Origin of the sequence: Winogradskya humida (assembly GCF_016862215.1) — a bacterium.
Lineage (GTDB): Bacteria > Actinomycetota > Actinomycetes > Mycobacteriales > Micromonosporaceae > Actinoplanes > Actinoplanes humidus.
The window spans coordinates 35579-56632 of the sequence record NZ_BOMN01000129.1 but is presented as its reverse complement, the minus strand read 5'-3'; the positions used below and the strand labels follow the sequence as shown (position 1 = coordinate 56632).

Here is a 21054-nt window from a genome sequence, read left to right as displayed (position 1 = left end):
ACCTATAGTCGTCGCGTGTGTGCGTACCTGCTGGTCGCCGAGGATGATCCCGCCCAGGCCGAGGTCATGCGGCGGTATCTGGGCGCCGACGGCCATGACGCGGTCGTGGTGCACGACGGGCGGGTCGCGCTGACGCAGGCGCGGCGGCGGCCACCGGATCTGCTGGTGCTCGATCTGATGTTGCCGGGGCTGGACGGGCTGAGCCTGTGCCGGATCCTGCGGGAGGAATCGGGGATCCCCATCCTGATGCTCACCGCCCGGTCCGGCGAGAATGATCTGCTGGCCGGGTTCCGGGGCGGGGCGGACGACTATCTGACCAAGCCGTACAGCCCCCGGGAGTTGCTGGCCCGGGTCCGGGCGCTGCTCCGGCGCAGTGCGGGGCAGACAGGTGCCGGTGTGACCACGCTGCGCGTCGGGGCGGTCACCGTCGATCTGGCCCGCCATGAGGTGCGGATCGGCGAAGAACCGGTGGAATGTACGCCGGGGGAGTTCGCGATCCTCGCCGCGATGGCCGGGTCGCCCGACCGGGTCTTCACGCGCGGCCAGCTGCTCAAGCACACCAACGGTGTGGAGCGTGACTCGGTGGAGCGCAGCATCGATGTGCACGTGCTCAACCTGCGGCGCAAGATCGAGCCCAACCCCCGGCGGCCGTCCCGGTTACTCACCGTCTATGGCGTCGGCTACAAACTCACTGCCACAAGCCTCTGATGTACGCCCCCCGCGTACCGATGCACCGCAGCCTGACGGTCCGGCTGCTGGTGGCCTCCCTGGCGATCGCCGCCGTCGCTGTGCTGGCCACCTCCTGGATCGCGTCGCAGCTCACGTCGCGGACCATCAAGCAGCAGATCGGGCAGTCACTGAGCGACGACAAGAGCGTCTACGACGAACTGCTCGGGTATGCCGCGACGCATCCCGGCTGGTCCGGCGTGCAGCCGCTGATCACCGCGCGCGCCACGAAGCTCAACAGGCGCATCACCCTCATGAGCGAAGACCGGCGGGTCATCGCCGACTCGATGGCCGGGCCGTCGCTGGCGTCCGCGCGGCCGTCCGCGACGATCGACCCGCTCGCGGTGGATCTCGGGCTCTCCGGGCGTACCGATCGCATTGATCCCCGGCTTGTCGGCCCTTTCAAGCTCTCGCCGGCCGAACAGCGGCAGATCCGTGCCGACCTGGCCCGATCTCTGGAGTGCCTGCGCCGCTTCGGCGGTGAGGGCGAGGTCGTCACCGGGCCGTACGGGCGCCCGAAGGTGGTCGTCACCGATCTCGGCAAGCAGGACAGTCCGTGCGAGCTCGTCCCCGCGGCGACCCGCACCGAGCAACAGCCGCTGACCGTGTTGCGCGAACTCGTCGCTGCCTGTGCGGGCGAGACGGATGTCGACCGGGTGTGGCTGACCCCCGATCTGGTGCTCGCCATCGTCGACCCGGCCACGGAACAGCCCAGTGCGGCCCGGACGGCGCGGGCTGCCGGCTGTCTGGACCAGGCGAGGCGTACGCAGCTCGAGCCGTACGTCGCTCCGGCCGCCCTGCTGTTCGTCACCGATCCTGTTGATCCCACCGCCCAGGTGGTCTTCCCGCTCTCCCGGGACAACGTCCTGCGGACCGGGACCGCCACCGCCGGGGTGCTTTTGTTCGTCGGGCTGCTGACCGTCACCGTCGGTCGCCGACTCACCCGGCCGCTGCGGGCACTGACCGAAGCCGCCCACCGGCCGGGCGACCATCCGCGGGTCCCGGTGGGCCGGCGTGACGAGATCGGCTATCTGGCCGCCGCGCTCAACGAGCTGGCCGAGCGTCGCGAGCGGTCGGAGCAGCTGCGGCAGGCCATGGTCAGCGATGTGGCGCACGAGCTGCGCAACCCGTTGACCAACATCCGTACCTGGCTGGAGGCCGTCCGCGACGGACTGGCCACGGTGGACGAGCCGCTGCTCACGTTGCTGCACGACGAGACCGCGCAACTGCAGCACATCGTCGACGACCTGCGCGACCTGGCCGCCGCGGACGCCGGTACCCTGCGCGTCCACCCGGAGCCCACGTTCGTGAACGACGCCCTGGAGCAGGTCGTCGAGGCCCACCGCGGCGCTGCCCCGGTCCCGCTGGCCCTTGAGTGCGAGGGCGACCCGGAGGTGATGGTCGACCCTGTCCGCCTGCGCCAGCTCGTCGGCAACCTGGTCTCCAACGCCGTCCGGCACACCCCACCCGGAGGCTCCGTCACCGTCCGCTCCCGGGTCCTGGACGGGCGGCTCACCATCGAGGTCGCCGACACGGGGACGGGCATCGCCGCCGCCGACCTGCCGAAGGTCTTCGACCGGTTCTGGCGTGCCGACGAGTCCCGTAGCCGCAGCACCGGAGGCAGCGGGCTCGGCCTGTCGATCGCCCGCCAGATCGCCGGGGCCCACGGCGGCACCATCACCGTCGAGAGTGCTCCCGGCGTGGGAACCACGTTCACCGTGAGCCTAAAAATGTCCTGACATTGCTGTGTGACAGTCCCGCCCATGTCTTATCGCTTCGCCATCATGGCCGCCGGTCTCGCCTGCGTTCTCTCCGGCTGTTCCGGCGGGACCACGGAAACACCCTCCGTCGCCACCTTGCGCTCCGCACCGGCGCCATCCTCGAGCGCCGCCGCACGGCCGGTGTTCGCTTTCGACGCCACCGAGGACGACAAACTGTCCATGGCCGCGCCCTGGGCCGGCTGCATGGTCACGAACGGCGGTCCCGAGTACGAAAGCAGCGCGGAGACCCTGATCGCAAAGGGCGGAATCATCGCCGACGACGCGAAGGGCAGAGCCGCGCTCGCCACCTGCCTGCCCCTGCAGCCCGAGGCGTTCGACGAGCACCAGAAGCGCACCGACCTGGTGGCCTTCAAGGACAACCAGCGCGAGTGGTACCTGTGCGCCAAGGCCGCGGGCTACAAACTGACGGTGCCCGACCCGGACACCGCCCAGTTCGGCCTCGCCGAGATCGGCCCGGACGGGGACTTCGGGTCGCCCAAGATTCAGGAGTGCCGCCGGAAGGCCTTCACGGACTGATGCGTCGAGTCAGACCGGCGCAGGTGAGACGGGCAGCGTGACGGGCATGGTCACGGTGAAGGTCGAGCCTGCGCCGACGGTGCTGGTGGCCGAGATGGTGCCGCCGTGGGCTTCGGTGAGTTTGCGGGCGATGGCCAGGCCGAGGCCGCTGCCGCCGGTGTGCCTGCTGCGGGAGCCGTCCGCGCGCCAGAACCGGTCGAAGACTTTGGGCAGGTCGTCCGGGGCGATGCCGACGCCGGTGTCGGCGACGGAGATGGTGAGCCGGCCGCCGGTGACCCGGGAACGGACGGTGACCGAGCCGCCGGGCGGGGTGTGCCGGACGGCGTTGGAGACCAGGTTGCCGACGAGCTGGCGCAGGCGGACGGGGTCGACGATCACTTCGGGGTCGCCGTCGCATGCGAGGGTGAGCCGGACCCCGGTGGCGCCGCGGTGGGCCTCGACGACCTGGTCGAGGGCGTCGTTGATGTAGGTGGGCTCGGGGTGGATGCGCAGGGTGTCCGCGTCGGCGGCGGCCAGGTCGCGCAGGTCGTCGATGACGTGCTGCAGCAACGCCGTTTCCTCCAGCAGCAGGGCGAGCAGCTGCGGGTCGGTGGGCGCCAGGCCGTCCTGCGCGGCTTCCAGCCAGGTACGCATGTTCGTCAGCGGCGTACGCAACTCGTGCGCCACGTCGCTGACCATCGCCCTGCGCTGCTGTTCGGTCTGTTCCCGGCGCCGCGCCAGGTCGTTGAGCGCGGTCGCCAGGTAACCGATCTCGTCGTTGGTGGTGACCGGCACTCGGGCCTGGTCCTCGACCGGGCGCCGCGCCGCCTCGGTGAGCGTGCGCAGTGGCCGGACCAGGCGCGCACCGACCAGCACGGTGATCAGGATCGCCAGCAGCAGGACGGCACCGGTCACCGCGGCGATGCGGGTCAGGTTGGCGCGCGACAGGTTGAACGTCGGCTGGGTGGTGCCGGCGGCCGGGTCGGTCACGAAGAGGAGGGCCGCGGGCGCGACGTACGGCTTGAGCTGGGCCTGCCGCGACTCCACCACGCAGGCCCGGACCTGTTTCGCGCGGGCGACGCTGGGGGTCTTCTCGCTTTCGCCGAACATGGACGTGAAGTCCGGACCTATATAGATCTTCGCCCGGTAGTTGTTGGTGCCCAGGCACGCAAGGGTCATCGTGGTGAGCTGGTCGAGGGCCGGTTCCTCGGTCTTTGTCGGCTCGTCGAGGTCCGGGCCCGCCGGGCAGTCCGGATAGGTGATCGCGGTGGTGGTGCCGGGTTGCCGGACAGTCGGCCGGCCGTTCGCCGCGACAGAGATCTCGGCGGCGATCCCCGCCTTGGTGAGACAGGAGACCTGCTTGTCCGCGGCGGCCCGCAGCGTCCGGCGCTCGGTGGAGGTCAGTTTGTACGGCCCGGCCGCGCGCGGGTCGATGGTCTGCGTGCCGCCGGTCAGTTTCCCGTCGAGGTGCAGCGGGTCGACGGTCGCCGACGGCCGGGCATCGGCCAGCGACGGCCCCGGGGCGGAGTCGGCGATGATCTGCCGGTCCTGCGTGGTCGTGAGGGTGATCCGGCGGCCGAGGGCGCGGGCGCGTCCGGCGACGACGGGACCGACCTCCGACCAGTCCTTATGGGACGCCGCATAGCCGAGCAGCGTGTCGTAGACGCTGGTGTCGTCCGTCAGCGACCGGCCCTGCTCCTGACGGACGGCCCGCGTGGTCGATTGGACCACGAGCCAGGCGGTCGTCACGGTCGCGCAGATCGCCACCAGGATCGAGGTGGCGAGCAGCCGCACGATCAGGCTGCGGTGCAGGGGCACCCGGGTCAACTCGCGCCGCCGGTCAGCTTGTAGCCGATGCCGTAGACGGTCAGCAGCTGGGCCGGTCGCCGCGGGTTCTCCTCGATCTTGCGGCGCAGGTTCATCACGTGTACGTCGATGGCCCGTTCCATGGATTCGCGGTCCAGGCCGCTGGTGTGTTCGAGCAGCTGGCCACGGGTGAAGACCCGGTCGGGCTGCCCGGCCATCGCGGCGAGGATCGCGAACTCGTCCGGCGTGCACTCGACCCGCACCCCGGCGACGGTCACCTCGTGCCGGTGCGGGTCGACGGCGAGCCGGCCCGCCCGGATGACGCCGGCGGGGTTCGGGGCCCGCTGCGTGCGGCGCAGCAGGGTCCGGACCCGGGCCATGAGCTCCCTCGGGCTGTACGGCTTCGTGAGGTAGTCGTCGGCGCCGAGCTCGAGCCCGAGCACGAGGTCGTCCTCGCTCGAGCGGGCGGTGAGCATCAGGACCGGCACGTCGGACTCCTCGCGCAGGATGCGGCACACGTCGAGCCCGTCGAGCTTCGGCATCATCACGTCCAGCACGACCAGCTCGGGCCGGCGGGCCCGGACCTCGTCCAGCGCCGCCCGGCCGTCGTGCACGACCATGGCCCGGTGCCCGTCGGCCTCGAGATAGCGGCGCAGGATCTCGGCCTGGCGTACGTCGTCCTCCGCGACCAGCACGAATGCGCCCATGACGGGAACTCTACTTTTTTGCGGCGACTTCGCGCTGGCAGGCATCAAGGTATTCCCCGGTCAGGGCGATGGAGCGGGAGTCGTTGTCCTTACCGCCGGACGAGATGCCGATGCCGTCGTCGGCAACCTCGACGTACTTGACGCCCTTGGCCTTGAGGCACTTGACCGTGTCCCGCGCGAAGTCCTTGGCCTCCGGATTCGCGTCGTCCATCTCCCACGGCGGGAGCGGCCAGAAGTTCTTGCAGGCGTCCTGCGCCTTCCGCAGCTCCTCCGGGACGTCGTCTCCCTCCGCCCAGCTCGCACCCGACTTCTGGTCGGCGAAACCTTGGGCCTTCATGCATTTCTGGTACGGCTTGACGAGCGCCTGGTAGTCGGCCTCGGTGTCGTCCAGCCGTTGCCGGGGCCGCTCGGGCGCCGCGGACGCCGACGGGGCCGCGCTCGCCGACGGCGGGATGAGGGTCGCCACGCGTGGTTTCTCCGCCTCCGGTTTGCCCTGACTGCATCCCGTGACGCCGAGTACCGCGATCACCGCTACCAGACCGAGCCGTGCAGACGTCCTGAACACCCGTTTCTCCCTCGCTCATCCGTAATCCGGGGCAAGGATCGCGAACGGTTATGAGGAAGCTGTGAGCACGGCCGTAGGGTCAGGCATCGTCCCCCTTCGATGGAGGTTCCCCCATGACCCCGTCTGTCGCCCGGAGAGCGCTGTGGCCGGTGCTTGTCGCCGTGCTCGCCCTGATGCTCTCGTCCGCCGCTCCCGCACAGGCCGCCACCGGCACTTTTCGCAACCCGGTCGGCACCGGACCCGATCCGTTCATGACGTACTTCAACGGCAACTACTACCTGACGATGACGAAGGGCGACTCGATCACGATGCGGCGCTCACCGAGCGTCGCGGGGCTGCTGAACGCCCCGGCGGTCGAGCTGTGGCGCGACACCGACACGTCCCGCAACCGCGACGTGTGGGCGCCGGAGTTCTACCGGGTCGGCACCCGCTGGTACCTCTACTACACGGCGGACAACGGCGTCGACGAGAACCACCGGTTGTTCGTGCTGGAATCCGACGCCGACAACCCGCTCGGCCCGTATCATTTCAAGGCCCGTCTGGTGCCGCCGAACCGTGACGTGTTCGCGATCGACCCGTCCCTGATGCAGCACAACGGCAAGCTCTACCTGGCGTGGGCGGGGACGAACACCTACCAGCACAACGGCATCAACGTCGCCCCCCTGTCGAACCCCTGGACGGTGTCCGGCAACGCGGTCGCGCTGAACGCCGCCGGTGGCTGCCCCGAGGTCCGGGAGGCGCCGGAGTTCCTCTACCGCAACGGCCGTACCTGGATGACCTACTCGACGTGCGACACCGGCAAGCCCGACTACCAGCTGTGGCAGCTGAGCATCGCGAGCACCGCCGACCCGCTCGTCCCGGCCAACTGGGCGCAGCGCAGCGGAGCCGTGTTCGCCCGTTCCGACGCGCACGGCGTCTTCGGCCCCGGGCACCACGGGTTCTTCACCAGCCCCGACGGCACCCAGGACTGGATCGTCTACCACGCCAAGACCACGAGTGTCTTCACGTACGACAACCGCACCACCCGGGTGCAGCGCATCGGCTGGAACACCGACGGCAGCCCGAACCTGGGCGAGCCGCTCGCGCTGGGCGCCACCCAGGACCTGCCGTCGGGTGACCCGGGACCGTCGACCGGCTGGATCAACGATGACGGCCGGAGCAGCGGTGCGGGCTCTCTCGCGTACGCGGGGACCTGGAATTCCGGCACCGCCTGCGCCGCGCAGTGCTTCTGGGGTGACGACCACTGGACCGCGGCGACCGGTGCGACGGCGACCTTCACGTTCACCGGCACCCAGGCCGCCCTGCTCTCGGTACGCGACGTGGGCAACGGCATCGCCGCGATCAGCGTCGACGGCGGCGCCGAGCAGCGCGTCGACTTCTACGGCGCGATCCGCGTCGGGGAGAACGTCAACTACCTTTCCCCCAAGCTCGCTTACGGTACGCACACCGTGCGCGTCCGCGTCACCGGTGAGAAGAACGCCGCCTCCACCGCCGCGAACATCAGCATCGACCGCGCCGAGATCTGGACGAGCTGAGCCCCCGGTGAAACCACTCAGCGGAACAGAACCCGGACAGCGTGCAACACTTTCGCGCTCATAATCGTCTATAAGGGTGTGAAGTCATTTCGGTGCCGCAGCGCCCTCCAGCGGCAACCCGTCCCTGTTGAGAGCTACGGCTGGGTGCTGGAAGCGTTACGTGAGCACTTCGAGACGGTCGGCACGGCGGCCGGCGGGCCGGACGAGGCGAAAACGGACGCCATCGTCGCGGCCAGCCGTCGCCTGGCCCGCCGGCACCGGATCCGGTTCGCCGTCCTGGTCTGCGTCCTGACGCTCGGGGCGGCCGCGGCCGGCCTCGAGGTCGGCACGCTGCTCTGACCGCGTTTTCTCCGGCCTTATTCGGTGGGCGGGGGACCGGCGACCCGGACGTGGAAGGCGTCGGCGGAGGCCAGGATCGCGCCGATGTCGAACGCGGGCGGGGCCTCGTCGACGCTGGAGACCGGTGAGCCGTTGGCGGTGAACCATTCCTCGACGTTGCCGGGGGCGAAGACGGCGGCCAGCCGGGCGGTCGTGCTGCGGACGAGATAGCTGTGCGCGACGCCGCGGGGGCCGTACGCCACCTGTCCGGGCTCGAGGTCGAACTTCTGGTCGCCGACGAAGAAAGTGATCTTCCCGTCGAGGACGATCCAGACCTCCTCCTCGTCCTCGTGGATGTGCAGGGGCGGCGCGTGGCCGGCGGAGTCGCTGAACTCCATGACGGACAGGGCGCTGCCGGTGGCCGTGCCGGGCACGAGCACGCGGGCCTGTCCACCGAGGAACCAGAAGGGCTTGGCGGTTTCGGGCAGAGTGGTCATGTCCGGGAACGCTAGGAGCCCCGGCGGCGCAAGGCTTCAGTCAAAAGACTCAAACGGATCATGCACGTGTACGCAGGGTGCTCGGCGATACCCCGCGGACCCGTTTGAAGGCAGCGCTGAGGGCGAACGGGCTGGCGTACCCGACCTCGCGCGCGATCGTCTCCAGCGTCGCGTCGCTGTGCGTGAGTAGATCGGCGGCGCACGACAGCCGCCACTCGGTCAGGTACGTCATCGGTGGCACGCCCACGAGCTCGGTGAACCGCCGCGCCATCGCCGCGCGGGAGCAGCGTGCCTCCGCGGCCAGGGCGGCAACGGTCCAGGGGTGTTCCGGCCGGGCGTGGATGCAGGTGAGCGCGGTGCCGACGAGCGGATCCTCCTGGGCTGTGTACCAGCGGGGCGGGTGCGCCTCGGGCCGGGCCAGCCAGGTGCGGACGGCGGTGATCAGGATGAGGTCGAGCAGCCGGTCCAGGATGACGTCCTGGCCGGGGGCGTCCCGGTCGACCTCGTGGATGACGTGCCGGATCAGCCCGGAGTCCCACTCGCCGGGCCGCAGCACGACCAGGGCGGGCAGCGCCGCAAGCAGCGACCGGCTGATCTCGGCGGGGGAGTGGTACGTGCCGGTCAGCAGCATCGTGGCGCCGTCCGGATCGTTGCCCCACGACCGCAGCCCGAGCGGTCCCATCGCCGGGGCACCGGTCACGCCGGGGATCGGCCGGCAGACCTGATCCGGCCCGATCGTGACCTGAGGTTTTCTCCCGGCAGAACCGGCCACGGTGTACGGTTCGGGTCCCCGCACGATCGCCACGTCCCCCGGCGCGATCTGTGCCGTCGCCGGGCCCGCCTCGATGTGGGCCGAGCCCCGGACGACCGCCACCAGGGTCAGCGGCGCCTCGTCCTCGATCCGCATCGACCACGGCTCGGACAGCAGCGAGCGCAGGAGGAACGCCCCCCGCGCCCGCGGGTTGAGCAGGCCGCCCAGCGGATCCATGCGGCCCAGCGTAGACGCTCGCGTATGCGGTCGCGGGGCTGCCGCATGGCTCGGCGTACCGGGCTGCGGTGCCATGGAGGCATGACTCGTACCTGGGACGTCCTCACCGCCGTGACCACCATCGGCAGCGGGCTGCTCGCCGGAGTGTTCTTCGCGTTCTCCGCCTTCGTCATGAGCGGCCTGCAGCGCCTGCCCGCCTCGGACGGCGCGGCCGCCATGCGCTCGATCAACGTCACCGCACAGCGTCCACCGCTCATGATCGCGTTGTTCGGCATCTCGGCGCTGTGCCTGGCCACGATCGTCCGCGCCCTCGCCACCTGGCCGGCGCCGGGAGCCGCGTGGTTACTGACCGGCGCGGCCCTGACCATCGTCGGCGCACTCGGCGTGACCATCGCGCTCAACGTGCCCCTGAACGACCGCCTGGAATCCGGCACGGTCACCTGGTCGCGCTTCCTGTCCGCCTGGGAACCGGCCAACCACGCCCGGACTGTCCTCTGCCTGGCGGGCTGCGCGGTGTTGCTGATCGGCGCGATCCGCCGGCATTAGAGACAGGCGCGGTCCGCACCTCGCGAAGATCACAGCCCTGCTGGGCACTCCGATGCCCGGGATCCGAGAGTACGCCGGCACCGGCACCGGCACGCGCGTCATCCACACCGGCGGCCGGCACGCCTCCTACCTGCAACTGCCCCTCCAGACGCCCGCAGAAGCACAGCAATGGGTACGCCCCGCCGGCGCGGACAACGCCTTCCTCCGTGAGCACCTCGAACGCTCCGCCCGCGCTTCTACTGGGCGACCTTGAAGAGGTCGTTGAGCTGGTTGTTGAGGCCGGTGAGGGAGCTGACGGGTTTGCTGCCGATGTAGACCGCGTCGAGGCGGGGTTGGAGCAGGGCCGTGATGTCGGCGGCGTTGGTGGTCACCGGGAACAGGAACGTGGTCTTGTCGCGGACCTGGTTGGTGAAGGGGGTGACGTCGAGCTGGCGTTCGGTTTTGTTGTAGGCGATGGCGAGGTCGGTGGCCCTGGGGCGGGCGGGGAAGACGACGCCGGACTGGCCGATGAGGTCCTGGCACTGCTCGCCGGACATGAACTTCACCCACTTCGCGGCGTTCTCCGGCTGCTTCGACAGGGTGGTGACCGAGTCGGCGAGGCCGTTGAACATGGAGGCTCGTTTGCCGGTGGGGCCGATCGGGGTCGGGGCGATGGCAATGTCGAGTTTATTGCCGTTCGCGTCGGTGAGTTTGCTGAACGTCGAGATCATCCAGGAGCCGCTGATGCCCATGGCGGCGATGCCGGATTGGATCTGCTTGTCGGTGCCGATGGAGTTGCTGCCGCCGATCTCGGCGTACGTGGGGAGGTAGCCCTTGTCCTTCAGGCCGAAGTACCAGGTCAGGGTGTCCTGCAGGGCCGGCTGGTCCAGGTTGAAGTGGGTGCCCCACGGGTTCTTGTCGGTGACCTGCCAGCCGGCGCTGGCGGCGAAGGCCGACCACTGGGTCTGACCCCAGCCACCGCCGCCGGCACCCTCGGAGGCCAGGCCGTGGGTCTTGACGCGGGTCTTGTCGAAGCCGGGTTCGTCGCCGCGGACGCCGTTGCTGTCGATGGTCAGGTGCGCGACGAGTTTCTCGAACGTGCCGCCGTCCTGCGGGTTCCAGGAGAGGTTCTGCAGTTGCGCCGGGTCGACGCCGGCGGCGGTGAGGGCGGCCTTGTCGTAGAAGAGCGCGACGGTGTCCCAGTCCTTCGGGGCGCCGTACCGCTTGCCGTCCTGGCCCTTCCACAGCTCGGCGAGGCCCTGCTGATAATCGCCGTCCTGGATGTCGCTGGTGGGGCCGAGGTCGTCGAGGGGCCGGAGCACCTTGAGGTCGACGTACTGGGCGAACCGCGCGAGGTGGTCGGTGAAGACATCCGGGGCCGTGTCTGCGATGAAGCCGGAGGTCAGTTTGGACCAGTAGGAGTCCCAGCCGTACTGGGAGATGTTGATCCGCAGGCCTGGATTCTGGTGCTGGAAGGCATCGGCGCATTTCTGGTAGCCGGGTTGCTGGCCCGAGTCCCAGAGCCAGTATTCGATGGTGCCGTCGCGGCCGCCGGTTCCGGCGCCGCCGCACGCGGTGAGCAGGGTCAGGGTCAGGGCGGCCGCTGCGGCCAGGAGTCTGCGTGTCATCACTTGATCCCGCTGAAGCCGATGGAGTTGACGATGCGTTTGGCGAAGACCATGAACAGCAGCAGCATCGGCAGGGCGGCGACCAGCGTGGCCGCCATCAGCCCCGCCCAGTCCGGCCCGGTCTGCGGGGTCTGCGACTTGAAGACGCCGAGCGCGACGGTGAGCACGCGCGACTTGTCGGTGTAGCTGACCATCAGCGCCCAGAAGTATTCGTTCCAGACGGAGATGTAGGTGAGGATGGCCAGCGTCGCGATCGGGGCGGTGGACATCGGCAGGATGAGCCGGAAGAAGACCCGTACCTTCGACGCGCCGTCGATCAGGGCCGCTTCCTCGACCTCCTTGGAGATGCCGAGGAAGAACTGGCGCAGGAAGAAGACCGCGAACGGGGTCATCAGCATGCTCGGCAGGGCGATCCCGAGCAGGGTGTCGACCAGGCCGAGCTGTTTGATCAGGACGAAGTTCGGGAGCAGGGTGAAGATCGCGGGGATCATCAGGCCGCCGAGGAAGAAGGCGAACCACTTCTCGCGGTGCTTCCATTCCAGCCGCGCGAACGCGTACGCCGCCATCGCCGAGAAGAACACCTGGCCGACGGTGACCAGGGTGGACACCACGACGGAGTTGAACAGGTAGCGCCAGAAGTTGATCGGCTGGCCGGCGCCCCCGGCGTCGATCGCCTCCTGACCGCTCTGCAGCCCGAAGACCCGTTCGAAGCCGCCCCACGACGGCTGGACGGGCAGCAGGCTGTCGGAGCCGGCGTAGAGGGCGTTGTTGCTGGACAGCGCGGTGCGCAGCATCCAGTAGAAGGGGAACAGGCTGGCGGTGATGACCAGGACCATGAAGGCCCAGGCGAAAGCGCGGCCGATGCCGAACCGTTGAGGTTCAGGCGGATCGACCGTACGCGCGGGAGGTGTGGGCCCGACAATGGTTGCCGGGGGAGCGGTGTCGATAGCCATGGGTGATCCTCAGTTCAGGTCGGAGGAGTCGGCCCGGGTGACCCGGTACTGGACGAACGTGATGATCACGAGGACGAGCAGCAGAGCCACGGACATGGCGGAGGCGTAGCCGAACTGGAAGCGGCCGAAAGCGACGTCGTAGATGTAGTACTGCAGCACCCGCGAGGAGTCGACCGGCCCGCCCCGTGTGGCGATGGCGACGGTGTCGAACACCTGGAACGAGCCGACGACCGTGATGATCAGGACGAGCCCGAGCACGGGTCGCAGCAGCGGGACGGTGATGCTGCGGAACATCCGGGGTTCGCTGGCGCCGTCCATGCGGCCCGCCTCGTACATCGTCTCGGGAATGGTCTGCAGGCCCGCGAAGATCAGCAGGGCGGTGTAGCCGACGTGGCGCCAGACGTTGATCGCGGCGATGGTCGGGATCACCCAGGCGTCGGAGGACAGGAACGGGATCCGGTCCAGGCCGAGGGCGGCGATCACGGTGTTCCCGATGCCGAGCTGGTAGTCCAGGATCCAGAGAAAGACCATGGCAGCGACAACATTGGACACCAGGTACGGCGTGAGCACAGCACCGCGTAACCAGGTCCGCCTCGTGAGCCGTTGCATCATCACCGCGATCACCAGCGCGATCGCGGTCTGCAGGACGATGTTGACGAAGACGTAGTAGACGGTCACCCGCATCGAGTTCCAGAACACCGGGTCCTGGACCATCCGCACGTAGTTGTCCAGCCCGTTGAACTCCGGCGGCGTGAGCAGGTTGAACTTCGTGAAGCTCAGATAGATGCCACGCAGGGTCGGCCACACCATGAAGACCAGGAACCCGATCAGAGCGGGTGCGATGAACAGCAGCGCCAGCCGGGTGTCGTCACGTTTCTTGGCGGGCCGGGTGCTGTCCGGCCGTGTCGTCGCGCTCAGGGCCATGGATCCTCCTCGTGAGCGGTCCTTACTTTTAACCAGATTGAAAATAAACCGACATCGATCTAGTGACAAGGGTCACTATTTACCCTTGATGCATGGCCGCGCTGTCCGCCTCCGAGCTCGCCGTGACCCGCCACCTGCTGGTGCACGGGCCGACGACACGCGCTGTCCTCGGCGACCGGCTCCAGCTGTCGTACGCGTCGATGTCGCGGCTGGCCCGCTCGCTGACCGACGGCGGGCTCGTCACCCAGGACGCCGAACCGGACTTCACGATCGGGCGCCCGCGTCAGATCCTGTCCGCGGTCCCGGGGGCGCGGCACGTCGTGGGCTGCAAACTCACTGCCGATATGGCGTACGGCGTCGCGTGCGACATGTTCGGCGAGGTCCTCACCACGGCGAAGGCGACCCTGCCGGCGCGGGGAGCGGACGGCCTCGTACCCGTCGCCGCGGTCATCAGGGCCGTCGCCCGGCTGGTCCGCAGACTCGCCCGGAAGGTGCCGTCCGTCGACGGCATCGCCGTATCGCTCGGCGGCGTGGTCGTGAACCGCGCGATCGTCCGCGAAGGAACGTTTCTGGGCTGGCGCGACGTCGACCTCGCCACCCCCCTGCGCCGGGACACCGGCCTGCCGGTCATCGTCACCAACGACGTCACGGCGCTGGCCCGCGAGCAACTCTGGTTCGGCGCCGGCCGCACCCACTCCACGTTCGGCCTGATCACCGTCGGCGCGGGCCTGGGCTTCGGCGTCGTCCGCGAAGGCATCGTCGTCGAGGAACTCATCGACAACGGCCACCTGCTCGCCCACTCGCCCCTGAACAGCAACGGCCCACGCTGCGGACTCGGGCACGCCGGATGCGTGGCGGCCTACCTCGACCGCGCCGACGCCTCACACCGCCCGCGGGTCGCTCTCGAGGACTCCGCCCTGGCCCTCGGAAACCTGGCCGCCACCTTCGCCGGCGCGCTGCAGACCACCCGGATCGTGCTCGCCGGCGAGGACGTCGCCGAGATCGCCGCGAACCCCGCGATGACCGCCGCGGTCGCCGACCGGCTCCGCCCAGGCCCCGACGAGACGCAACGCTGCACCCTCGACATCACCACGGCCACGCTGACCTTCACCGACTGGGCGCGCGGCGCGGCCGTGGCGGGCGTACAACACGTCCTGGGTGCCCTGTGAATGCTGCCTATGCCGCTGGCTCTTCGTCCTCGCGGCCCTGGTGGCGGCCCGCCTCGCCGTAGCCTGCCCGCTGATCCCGGCGGCCACGTTCGCGATCACCGCGCGGGCGAACGCGTCCGCGACGAGCCACCAGCACACCGCGCCCGGCCGGCCGCACACCGTATAGGCACTCGTTGCCGATGCGGCACGAACTGCGATCAAACCATGATCAACCGCGTTGATCGTACGTACAACAGGTGGAGGTATTTCGATGAGTCGACGCACCCGCACGGCGGATCTGGCAGCTGCACACGACCGTCGACCGGTGGAGCACCTGGATCCCGGAGATCACACCTGCGGCCAAGCGGACACCGGGGCCGCTCCGCCCGGGGTCGGTGTTCGGGTGGTCCCCGCAGAACATGCACGTCACGTCGACCGTCCGGACCGTCGACCCGCAACGCTGCATCGCCTGGACTGCCCCGGTCAACGGCATCGACGGCGTGCATCTGTGGACCTTCAAGAAGGTACGCGGCGGCGTGCTCGTCACGACCGAGGAGTCCTGGTCGGGGGCGCCCGTCGAGGCCGACATCCCCGGAAACCAGGCAAACCTCGACGCCGGCCTGAACGACTGGGTACATCGGCTCAAGGACACCGCGGAACGTAGTGCGTAGGCACTAGCCGTCTCTCCCCCCTGGTCGGGATGCACCAGGGGGAGACGGTTGCGATGGTCGATGCCGGGCGGTGCGCTGGACGGAAGTGTTGGCGGGGCGGTTCCCCGCCAACCTTGAAAGGACGCGTCCATGTCCTCCACAGTTGTTTCCCCGGCACGGCTCGGGAAGAAATCGATCGGTGCACTCGGTGTCCTGGCGCTCTCCCTCGGCGCCCTGCAGACGGTGGTGGAGCCCGCGCTTCCGTTGCTGCAACGCGAGCTGGGCATCAGTCCGGCGCAGGGGGCGCTGGTCGCCAACGCCCTGCTCGTCACCGGGGCGGTCATCGCTCCCGTCGCGGGCAAACTCGGCGACCGCTACGGCGGCAGACGGGTGCTGGTCTGGCTGATGGCGCTGGTCTCGGCCGGTGGTCTGCTGGCCGCCGTGGCACCGAACCTGCCGATGCTGCTGCTCGGTCAGGTGTTGCAGGGCGTCATGGTGGGTGCGCTGCCGCTCTCCTTCATCCTGGTACGCAGGCACCTGTCGACGGGGGAGTCCCAGGCGGCGATCGGCGTGGTCGTCGCGCTGTTCACGGGCGGCGGCATGGTGGGGACGCTGATCGCCGGGCCGATCGCGTCAGCTCTGTCGTGGCACGGGATGTTCGCGGTGCCGACGATCGTGATCATCGCGACGACGGTGCTCGTCATCCGGTGGATGCCGCCTGACCCGCCCGCCCTGTCGCAGGACCGGATCGATTGGCCCGGCGTTGCCCTGCTGAGCGCCACGCTGCTGGTGTTCATGCTCGCGCTCGCCGTGGTACCGGGTTCCGGTCTGCCGCCACTGGCGATCGGTGCCGTCGTCGTTGTCGTGGCCGCCCTCGCGACCGGCTGGGTTCTCGTCGAGCGGCGTACCGCGTCACCGATGGTCGACCTGCGCATGCTGGCGGTGCCCGCGACGCGGAACGCGTACGTGCTGACCTTTTTCATCACCGTCAGTTCCGGGATGGTGCTCTTCCTGCTCCCGCAGCTGTTCGCGGTGCGGGGCGACGGGTACGGGTTCGCCGCCGGCACCACGACCATCGGCCTGTTCCTGCTGCCCGGTGCCATCGCCGGCGCGGTGAGCGATTCGGTGGGCGGCATCGCGGCACGGCGGTTCGGCCCACGGGCCGTGGTCGTCGTCGGCGCCGTCGTCACGGCGGCCACCCTGATCTCCCTGGCGTCGCTGCACGACGAGGCCTGGCAGCTCGTCCTCGCGAAGGTGCTGACCGCGTTCGCCGCGGGCGCCGGCACGACAGCGTTGCTCGCCGGCACCGCCACCGCCGTCGAGGCCAGGGACACCGGCATCGCCACCAGCCTGCTCGTGGTGACCCGCGTGATCGGCGTAGCGCTGGGCGCCCAGGTCGCCGGTGCGCTCCTCGGCGCGAGCGGCGACCGGCCCGCCGAATCGGCCTTCGTCACCGGGTTCGTCGTCGCCGGCCTCGTCGCCGCCTCGGCACTGCTCGTCGTCCGCATGACCAGAGGGGCTCAGGCATGAAACGTACGGTTCTGATCTGCGGTGCCAGCATCTCCGGGCCCGCGCTGGCGTACTGGCTGCACCGCGCCGGATTCGCGGTCACCGTGGTGGAAAAGGCAGCCGCACTGCGCGGTGGTGGCTACCCGATCGACATCCGTGGCACCGCGATCGAGGTGGTCCGGCGCATGGGGATCCTGCCGCGGCTGCGGGACACCCACATCAGCCTGCGCCGCTACAGGTTCCTCGACGCCGACGGTGGTGAAGTGGCCTCGGTCGGCCCGGGCGCCGGGGGACAGGATCTCGAGGTGACCCGCGGCGATCTGGCTTCGGCCCTCTACGCGGCGGTCCGCGACGACGTGGAATTGCTGTTCGGCGAGACCTTGGAGACCGTCGACCAGGCAGGGAACGTGACCTTCCGCAGCGGACGGACGCTTACGTTCGACCTGGTGATCGGCGCCGACGGGATGCACTCACGCACCCGGGAGTCCCTGTTCGGCCCCGAGGAGCAGTTCCATCGGTACCTGGGCTACTGCTTCGCCATCTTCACCATGCCGAACACGTTCGGACTTTCCCGCGAGCTCATGATGTGGAACACCCCGGGGAAGGCCGCGGCGCTCTACGCCGTCGGTGACGGCGACCTGCACGCGTTCCTGACCCTTCATCGGCCGGCCCCTTATCGGCCGGATCCGCAGAGGGACCTCCGGGACCTGGTCGCCACGACGTTCGCGGGCGAGGGGTGGGAGATTCCGCGGATGGTCGAGGCCCTGCGCCATGCCGGCGACCTGTTCGTCGACACGGCCGGTCAGATCCGCATGCCCCACTGGTCGCGTGGCCGGGTTGCCCTCGTCGGGGACGCCGCGTACGCACCCTCGTTCCTCACCGGGCAGGGCTCCAGTCTCGCGCTCGTCGGTGCGTACATGCTGGCCGAATCCCTGGCCACGAACCCGGACCACACCGTGGCCTTCGCCGCCTATGAACGCGACCTGCGCGAGTTCGTGACCCTGAACCAGGCACTGGTCGACAACGGCGGGGCCACGCTGTTTCCCGCCACGGCGCAAGCCCTGGAGCGCCGCAACACCATGCTGCGCGGCCTCGACGCGATGCCTTCGGCGACAACGCGTCCGGCGCACTCAGCCTTGACGCTGCCTCACGGCGCAGGGGCCAGACCCGTGCGGTAGGCGATGACGACGAGCTGCGCCCGGTCACGGGCGTCCAGCTTCGTCATGGCGCGCTGCACGTGGGCGCGGACGGTGAAGGGGCTGAGGAACATCCGCTCGGCGATGTCCTGGTTGGACAGCCCGATCGCGACGAGGGCCACCATCTCCCGTTCCCGCGGGGTGAGCGCGTCGAGCCGGCCGGGTTGCTGCTGCGGCTCGGGTTCCGGCGTGGCGAGGAACCGCGTGACCAGGGAGCGCGTCGCGGCGGGGGAGAGCAGGGTGTCACCGGCGGCGATCGTACGCACGGCGCCCAGCAGATCCTCGGCCCCGATACCCTTGCCGATGAAGCCACCGGCCCCGGCGCGCAGCGCCTGAGCGACGTACTCGTCGGTCTCGTACGTCGTGAGGATCAGGATGCGGCTCGCCCGCAGCTCCGGATCGGCGCAGATCTGCGCCGTGGCGGTGAGACCGTCCACCCCGGGCATCCGGATGTCCATGACCACCACGTCCGGCCGCAGCTCCCGGGTCAGCCGCACCGCCTCGGCGCCGTCGGCGGCCTCACCCACCACGGTGATGTCGTCGGCGGTGTCGAGCAGGATCCGGAACGCCTCGCGCAGCAACGCCTGATCATCGGCAAGCACCACCCGGAGCGTCACTTGTCGCCGGTCGTCCGCGTCGGCACGGGCAGCTGCGCGGAGACGAGGAAGCCGCCCTCCGCGCGCAGGCCCGCTGTGAGCTGGCCACCCACGGCATGAGCGCGTTCCCGCATCCCGATCAGCCCGTAGCCCGGCGGTTTGCTGGACGTCGCGTGGGCGCCGTCGTCGGTGACGGTGAGCGTCAGGTCAGCGCGGTTCCAGACGAGGCGTACTCGGGCGTCCCGGGTGTCGGCATGCTTGGTCACGTTGGTCAAGGCCTCCTGCACGATGCGGTACGCGGTCAGATCCATCGCCGGCGGCAGGGGGACGGCCGTGCCCTCCTGCTGCACCGACACCTCCAGGCCCGCGCTGCGGAACGACTCCAGGAGCGCGGGGATCCCGGACAGCCCGGGCGCCGGCTCGACGGGCGCGACCGGGTCCCCGGACTGACGCAGCAGACCAACCGTGGCCCGCAGCTCGTCGAGCGCGTGGGCGGTGGTCACGACGAGCTCGACCAGGCTCTTGCGCGTCTGCTCCGGGCGGGTTTCGAGGACATGGGCGGCGACCGTGGCCTGCGCGTTGGCCAGGGTGATCCGATGGGCGACAAGATCGTGCAGCTCGCGCGCGATGCGTACCCTCTCCTCGGCCACCCTGCGGCGCGCCTCGCTGTCCCGGGTCTCCTCGGCCCGCCGGGCTCGGTCCTCCACGGCCGCGAGATACGCCCGCCGGTTCCGCACCGAATGCCCGAGCAGCCCCGCCACCAGCGGAACCGCCGCCACCGTGCCCAGCCTGCTCACATCCTGCCACGACATGACCCCGAACCAGGGAGTGGCCGCGACCAGCAGCGCCATGGAGCTGAGCGCCACCACAGCGGCCGCCCGCAGCTCGGTGCGCGCGGCGAGCACATAGGAGTACGCGGTGATCGCCACGGGCGCCACGACGAGCGGATTCGGCAGCAGCCCCAGCACCGGCGCCAGCACCCCACCCGCGGTCGTGACGGCCAAGGCGACCAGGGCCGCCCTTCGCCGCAGCGGCAGCACAGCACACGACACCACCGCGATGAAGTACGCGGCGACGGGCGGCGCCGACAACCCGCCGTCGTCCCCCACCATGCCACCGAGCAGGCAGATCCCCGCCGCAGCAGCCTCCCACCACCACGTGCGACGTCGTCCCACATCGGCCGGCACAGTTTCAGAGTAGGCGCTCCCGCCCAACCCGCCCGATGTAGGCAACGATTGCCGATGCCCGGCAGAAGCCCACCATGTGAGTGTTGCGCCCATGTCCACCGCAGTCATCTCAAGGACCGCCCGCCGTCGCCGGTGGTGGTTCCTCTGGAGCCTTCTCGCCCTCTCAGCAACCGGCATCACGGCCCTCTTCGTACCGCCGTACCTGCACGGAAGCTCCGCCGTACCCATCGACCGGGCCATCGTCGGCTATTACGCCAGCCTGGTCATTCACGCGTTACCGGCCGGCTTGACGCTGATCATCGGCCCGTGGCAGTTCATCCCGAAACTACGGGCCCGTTTTCCCCGGGTGCATCGCGTGTCGGGCCGCGTCTACCTGATCTCCGTCGTCGCGGCATCGGCCGCCGCCGCATATGCCGCCGCGGTCACCCCGAGCGGCTTCCCGCTACAGGTGGCGTTCTACATGCTGATCGTGGCCTGGCTCTACACCGCGGCCCAGGGCTACCGCACGATCCGCCGCCGCGACATCCAGCAACACAGGATCTGGATGGTACGCAGTTACGCGCTCACGTTCGCCGCGGTGACGCTCCGGGTCTACCTGCTGGCCGGCCAGGCGCTGCTGCATTCGGTGGACTTCCGCGACCTTTACACCGCCAGCGCCTGGGCAGGCCTCCTGGGCAACGTCTTCATCGCGGAATACTTCATCATTCCGCGCCTGCTGACCCCTCGCGCCCGCAGACGGCAGACGCCCGCACCCGGCCCATCATCCGCGATCTCCCCGGCCTTATCGCCTCAGAGCTGAGCACGCCACTCGTCGCGGGTCAGGTCGAAGCGGAGATCGCCGTCGTCGGCGGACGCCGGCCGGGGGCGCAGGCCGAGACGCTGGAGCAGGGTGGAGGAGGCGGCGTTGGCCCGGTCGCAGCCGGCCGTGACATGCTCGACGCCGAGATCGTCGAACACGTACCGGAGGAACGCGACCATGGCCTCCCGCGCGTAACCCTGACCGTGGAACGCGGGGTGGAACTGGAAACCGACGTCACCCTCACCGGCGGACACGAGGTACACCCCGACGTCACCGATCACCTTGCCGGATTCGAGGTGCTGGACGGCGTACCCGTGCCATGCACTGGTGGCTCTTTCGTCGAGGACGGCCTGAGCGGCCAGATACCGGGCCGCCTCCTCGGCGGACTGCGGTGCCCCCTGCAGGAACTTCCGCACCCTCGGATCCGATTGGTACGCACAGAAGTCGTCCACATCCGCCATCGTGAACCGGCGAACAACAAGACGGTCGGTACGCAGCGGCTCGATCACCCCGGCAGCGTA

Annotated in this window: 23 protein-coding genes and 1 pseudogene; 13 read left to right on the top strand and 11 right to left on the bottom strand. The window is 69.7% G+C overall.

The features are described from left to right. The first annotated feature begins 15 nt into the window (after positions 1–15). Genes Ahu01nite_RS44245 through Ahu01nite_RS44235 form a run of 3 tightly spaced genes read left to right on the top strand, consistent with a single transcriptional unit; the run spans position 16 to position 3023 of the window. Complete coding sequence (locus Ahu01nite_RS44245; RefSeq protein WP_239159634.1) at positions 16–708, top strand: response regulator; 693 nt, start codon at positions 16–18, stop codon at positions 706–708. Then, positions 708–2465, top strand: a complete 1758-nt coding sequence (locus Ahu01nite_RS44240) for a sensor histidine kinase (RefSeq protein WP_203842772.1) — start codon at positions 708–710, stop codon at positions 2463–2465. The genes Ahu01nite_RS44245 and Ahu01nite_RS44240 overlap by 1 nt, the downstream gene beginning before the upstream one ends. Positions 2466–2489: 24 nt before the next feature. Then, complete coding sequence (locus Ahu01nite_RS44235; protein WP_203842771.1) at positions 2490–3023, top strand: hypothetical protein; 534 nt, start codon at positions 2490–2492, stop codon at positions 3021–3023. A gap of 9 nt (positions 3024–3032) precedes the next feature. On the opposite strand, the gene Ahu01nite_RS44230 is transcribed toward Ahu01nite_RS44235, so the two are convergent. Genes Ahu01nite_RS44230 through Ahu01nite_RS44220 form a run of 3 tightly spaced genes read right to left on the bottom strand, consistent with a single transcriptional unit; the run spans position 3033 to position 6080 of the window. Continuing rightward, positions 3033–4820 carry a sensor histidine kinase gene (locus Ahu01nite_RS44230; RefSeq protein WP_239159633.1) on the bottom strand — a complete coding sequence of 596 codons (1788 nt, stop codon included), beginning with the start codon at positions 4818–4820 and terminating at the stop codon, positions 3033–3035. 5 nt (positions 4821–4825) lie between these two features. Continuing rightward, positions 4826–5515: a response regulator transcription factor gene (locus Ahu01nite_RS44225; protein ID WP_203842769.1), complete on the bottom strand. Its 690-nt coding sequence runs from the start codon at positions 5513–5515 to the stop codon at positions 4826–4828. Between the two features lie 10 nt (positions 5516–5525). Further along, positions 5526–6080: a hypothetical protein gene (locus tag Ahu01nite_RS44220; protein ID WP_203842768.1), complete on the bottom strand. Its 555-nt coding sequence runs from the start codon at positions 6078–6080 to the stop codon at positions 5526–5528. A 113-nt stretch (positions 6081–6193) separates the two neighbouring features. On the opposite strand from Ahu01nite_RS44220, the gene Ahu01nite_RS44215 reads away from it, so the two are divergent. Together Ahu01nite_RS44215 and Ahu01nite_RS44210 are read left to right on the top strand one after the other, a co-directional pair. Continuing rightward, positions 6194–7615: a glycoside hydrolase family 43 protein gene (locus tag Ahu01nite_RS44215; RefSeq protein ID WP_203842767.1), complete on the top strand. Its 1422-nt coding sequence runs from the start codon at positions 6194–6196 to the stop codon at positions 7613–7615. Positions 7616–7693: 78 nt separating this feature from the next. Further along, positions 7694–7954, top strand: a complete 261-nt coding sequence (locus tag Ahu01nite_RS44210) for a hypothetical protein (RefSeq protein WP_203842766.1) — start codon at positions 7694–7696, stop codon at positions 7952–7954. A 17-nt stretch (positions 7955–7971) separates the two neighbouring features. Here the strand turns inward: Ahu01nite_RS44210 and Ahu01nite_RS44205 are convergent, their stop codons facing one another. Beyond that, entirely contained in the window at positions 7972–8430 is a 459-nt protein-coding gene (locus Ahu01nite_RS44205) for a cupin domain-containing protein (RefSeq protein WP_203842765.1), read from the bottom strand. Positions 8431–8488: 58 nt separating this feature from the next. Then, positions 8489–9418 carry an AraC family transcriptional regulator gene (locus tag Ahu01nite_RS44200; protein ID WP_203842764.1) on the bottom strand — a complete coding sequence of 310 codons (930 nt, stop codon included), beginning with the start codon at positions 9416–9418 and terminating at the stop codon, positions 8489–8491. 81 nt (positions 9419–9499) lie between these two features. Between Ahu01nite_RS44200 and Ahu01nite_RS44195 the strand changes: the two genes are divergently transcribed. Next, positions 9500–9964: an anthrone oxygenase family protein gene (locus tag Ahu01nite_RS44195; protein WP_203842763.1), complete on the top strand. Its 465-nt coding sequence runs from the start codon at positions 9500–9502 to the stop codon at positions 9962–9964. Positions 9965–10016: 52 nt separating this feature from the next. Next, positions 10017–10217, top strand: coding sequence for a hypothetical protein (locus tag Ahu01nite_RS44190; protein ID WP_203842762.1), 201 nt, complete (start codon positions 10017–10019; stop codon positions 10215–10217). On the opposite strand, the gene Ahu01nite_RS44185 is transcribed toward Ahu01nite_RS44190, so the two are convergent. Genes Ahu01nite_RS44185 through Ahu01nite_RS44175 form a run of 3 tightly spaced genes read right to left on the bottom strand, consistent with a single transcriptional unit; the run spans position 10201 to position 13448 of the window. Continuing rightward, positions 10201–11571: an ABC transporter substrate-binding protein gene (locus Ahu01nite_RS44185; RefSeq protein ID WP_203842761.1), complete on the bottom strand. Its 1371-nt coding sequence runs from the start codon at positions 11569–11571 to the stop codon at positions 10201–10203. The two genes, Ahu01nite_RS44190 and Ahu01nite_RS44185, sit on opposite strands and share 17 nt — an antisense overlap. Further along, on the bottom strand, positions 11571–12524 hold the full coding sequence (locus Ahu01nite_RS44180; protein ID WP_239159632.1) for a carbohydrate ABC transporter permease: 954 nt from the start codon (positions 12522–12524) through the stop codon (positions 11571–11573). Before Ahu01nite_RS44180 ends, Ahu01nite_RS44185 begins: the two co-directional genes overlap by 1 nt. Before the next feature lie 9 nt (positions 12525–12533). Beyond that, positions 12534–13448 carry a carbohydrate ABC transporter permease gene (locus Ahu01nite_RS44175; protein WP_203842760.1) on the bottom strand — a complete coding sequence of 305 codons (915 nt, stop codon included), beginning with the start codon at positions 13446–13448 and terminating at the stop codon, positions 12534–12536. A gap of 92 nt (positions 13449–13540) precedes the next feature. On the opposite strand from Ahu01nite_RS44175, the gene Ahu01nite_RS44170 reads away from it, so the two are divergent. From Ahu01nite_RS44170 to Ahu01nite_RS44150, 5 genes and pseudogenes are all read left to right on the top strand, one after another. Next, positions 13541–14617 (top strand): ROK family transcriptional regulator, encoded by a 1077-nt coding sequence (locus Ahu01nite_RS44170; RefSeq protein ID WP_203842759.1) that lies wholly within the window; start codon positions 13541–13543, stop codon positions 14615–14617. Then, a complete protein-coding gene (locus Ahu01nite_RS44165; RefSeq protein ID WP_203842758.1) occupies positions 14607–14783 on the top strand; it encodes a hypothetical protein in 177 nt (58 codons plus the stop codon). The genes Ahu01nite_RS44170 and Ahu01nite_RS44165 overlap by 11 nt, the downstream gene beginning before the upstream one ends. A 100-nt stretch (positions 14784–14883) precedes the next feature. Further along, a pseudogene (locus Ahu01nite_RS44160) lies at positions 14884–15267 on the top strand (SRPBCC family protein); the annotation flags it as partial. A gap of 129 nt (positions 15268–15396) precedes the next feature. Beyond that, a complete protein-coding gene (locus Ahu01nite_RS44155) occupies positions 15397–16776 on the top strand; it encodes an MFS transporter (protein ID WP_203842757.1) in 1380 nt (459 codons plus the stop codon). Further along, entirely contained in the window at positions 16773–17933 is a 1161-nt protein-coding gene (locus Ahu01nite_RS44150; RefSeq protein WP_203842756.1) for an FAD-dependent monooxygenase, read from the top strand. Before Ahu01nite_RS44155 ends, Ahu01nite_RS44150 begins: the two co-directional genes overlap by 4 nt. Here Ahu01nite_RS44150 and Ahu01nite_RS44145 read toward each other — a convergent pair. Both Ahu01nite_RS44145 and Ahu01nite_RS44140 read right to left on the bottom strand, forming a co-directional pair. Then, a complete protein-coding gene (locus tag Ahu01nite_RS44145; protein ID WP_203842755.1) occupies positions 17903–18568 on the bottom strand; it encodes a response regulator transcription factor in 666 nt (221 codons plus the stop codon). The two genes, Ahu01nite_RS44150 and Ahu01nite_RS44145, sit on opposite strands and share 31 nt — an antisense overlap. Beyond that, positions 18565–19734 carry a sensor histidine kinase gene (locus tag Ahu01nite_RS44140; RefSeq protein WP_239159631.1) on the bottom strand — a complete coding sequence of 390 codons (1170 nt, stop codon included), beginning with the start codon at positions 19732–19734 and terminating at the stop codon, positions 18565–18567. The genes Ahu01nite_RS44145 and Ahu01nite_RS44140 overlap by 4 nt, the downstream gene beginning before the upstream one ends. Before the next feature lie 91 nt (positions 19735–19825). Between Ahu01nite_RS44140 and Ahu01nite_RS44135 the strand changes: the two genes are divergently transcribed. Then, entirely contained in the window at positions 19826–20533 is a 708-nt protein-coding gene (locus Ahu01nite_RS44135; protein ID WP_203842754.1) for a DUF2306 domain-containing protein, read from the top strand. Here the strand turns inward: Ahu01nite_RS44135 and Ahu01nite_RS44130 are convergent. After that, complete coding sequence (locus Ahu01nite_RS44130; protein ID WP_203842753.1) at positions 20524–21042, bottom strand: GNAT family N-acetyltransferase; 519 nt, start codon at positions 21040–21042, stop codon at positions 20524–20526. The genes Ahu01nite_RS44135 and Ahu01nite_RS44130 overlap by 10 nt on opposite strands. Positions 21043–21054: the final 12 nt, after the last annotated feature.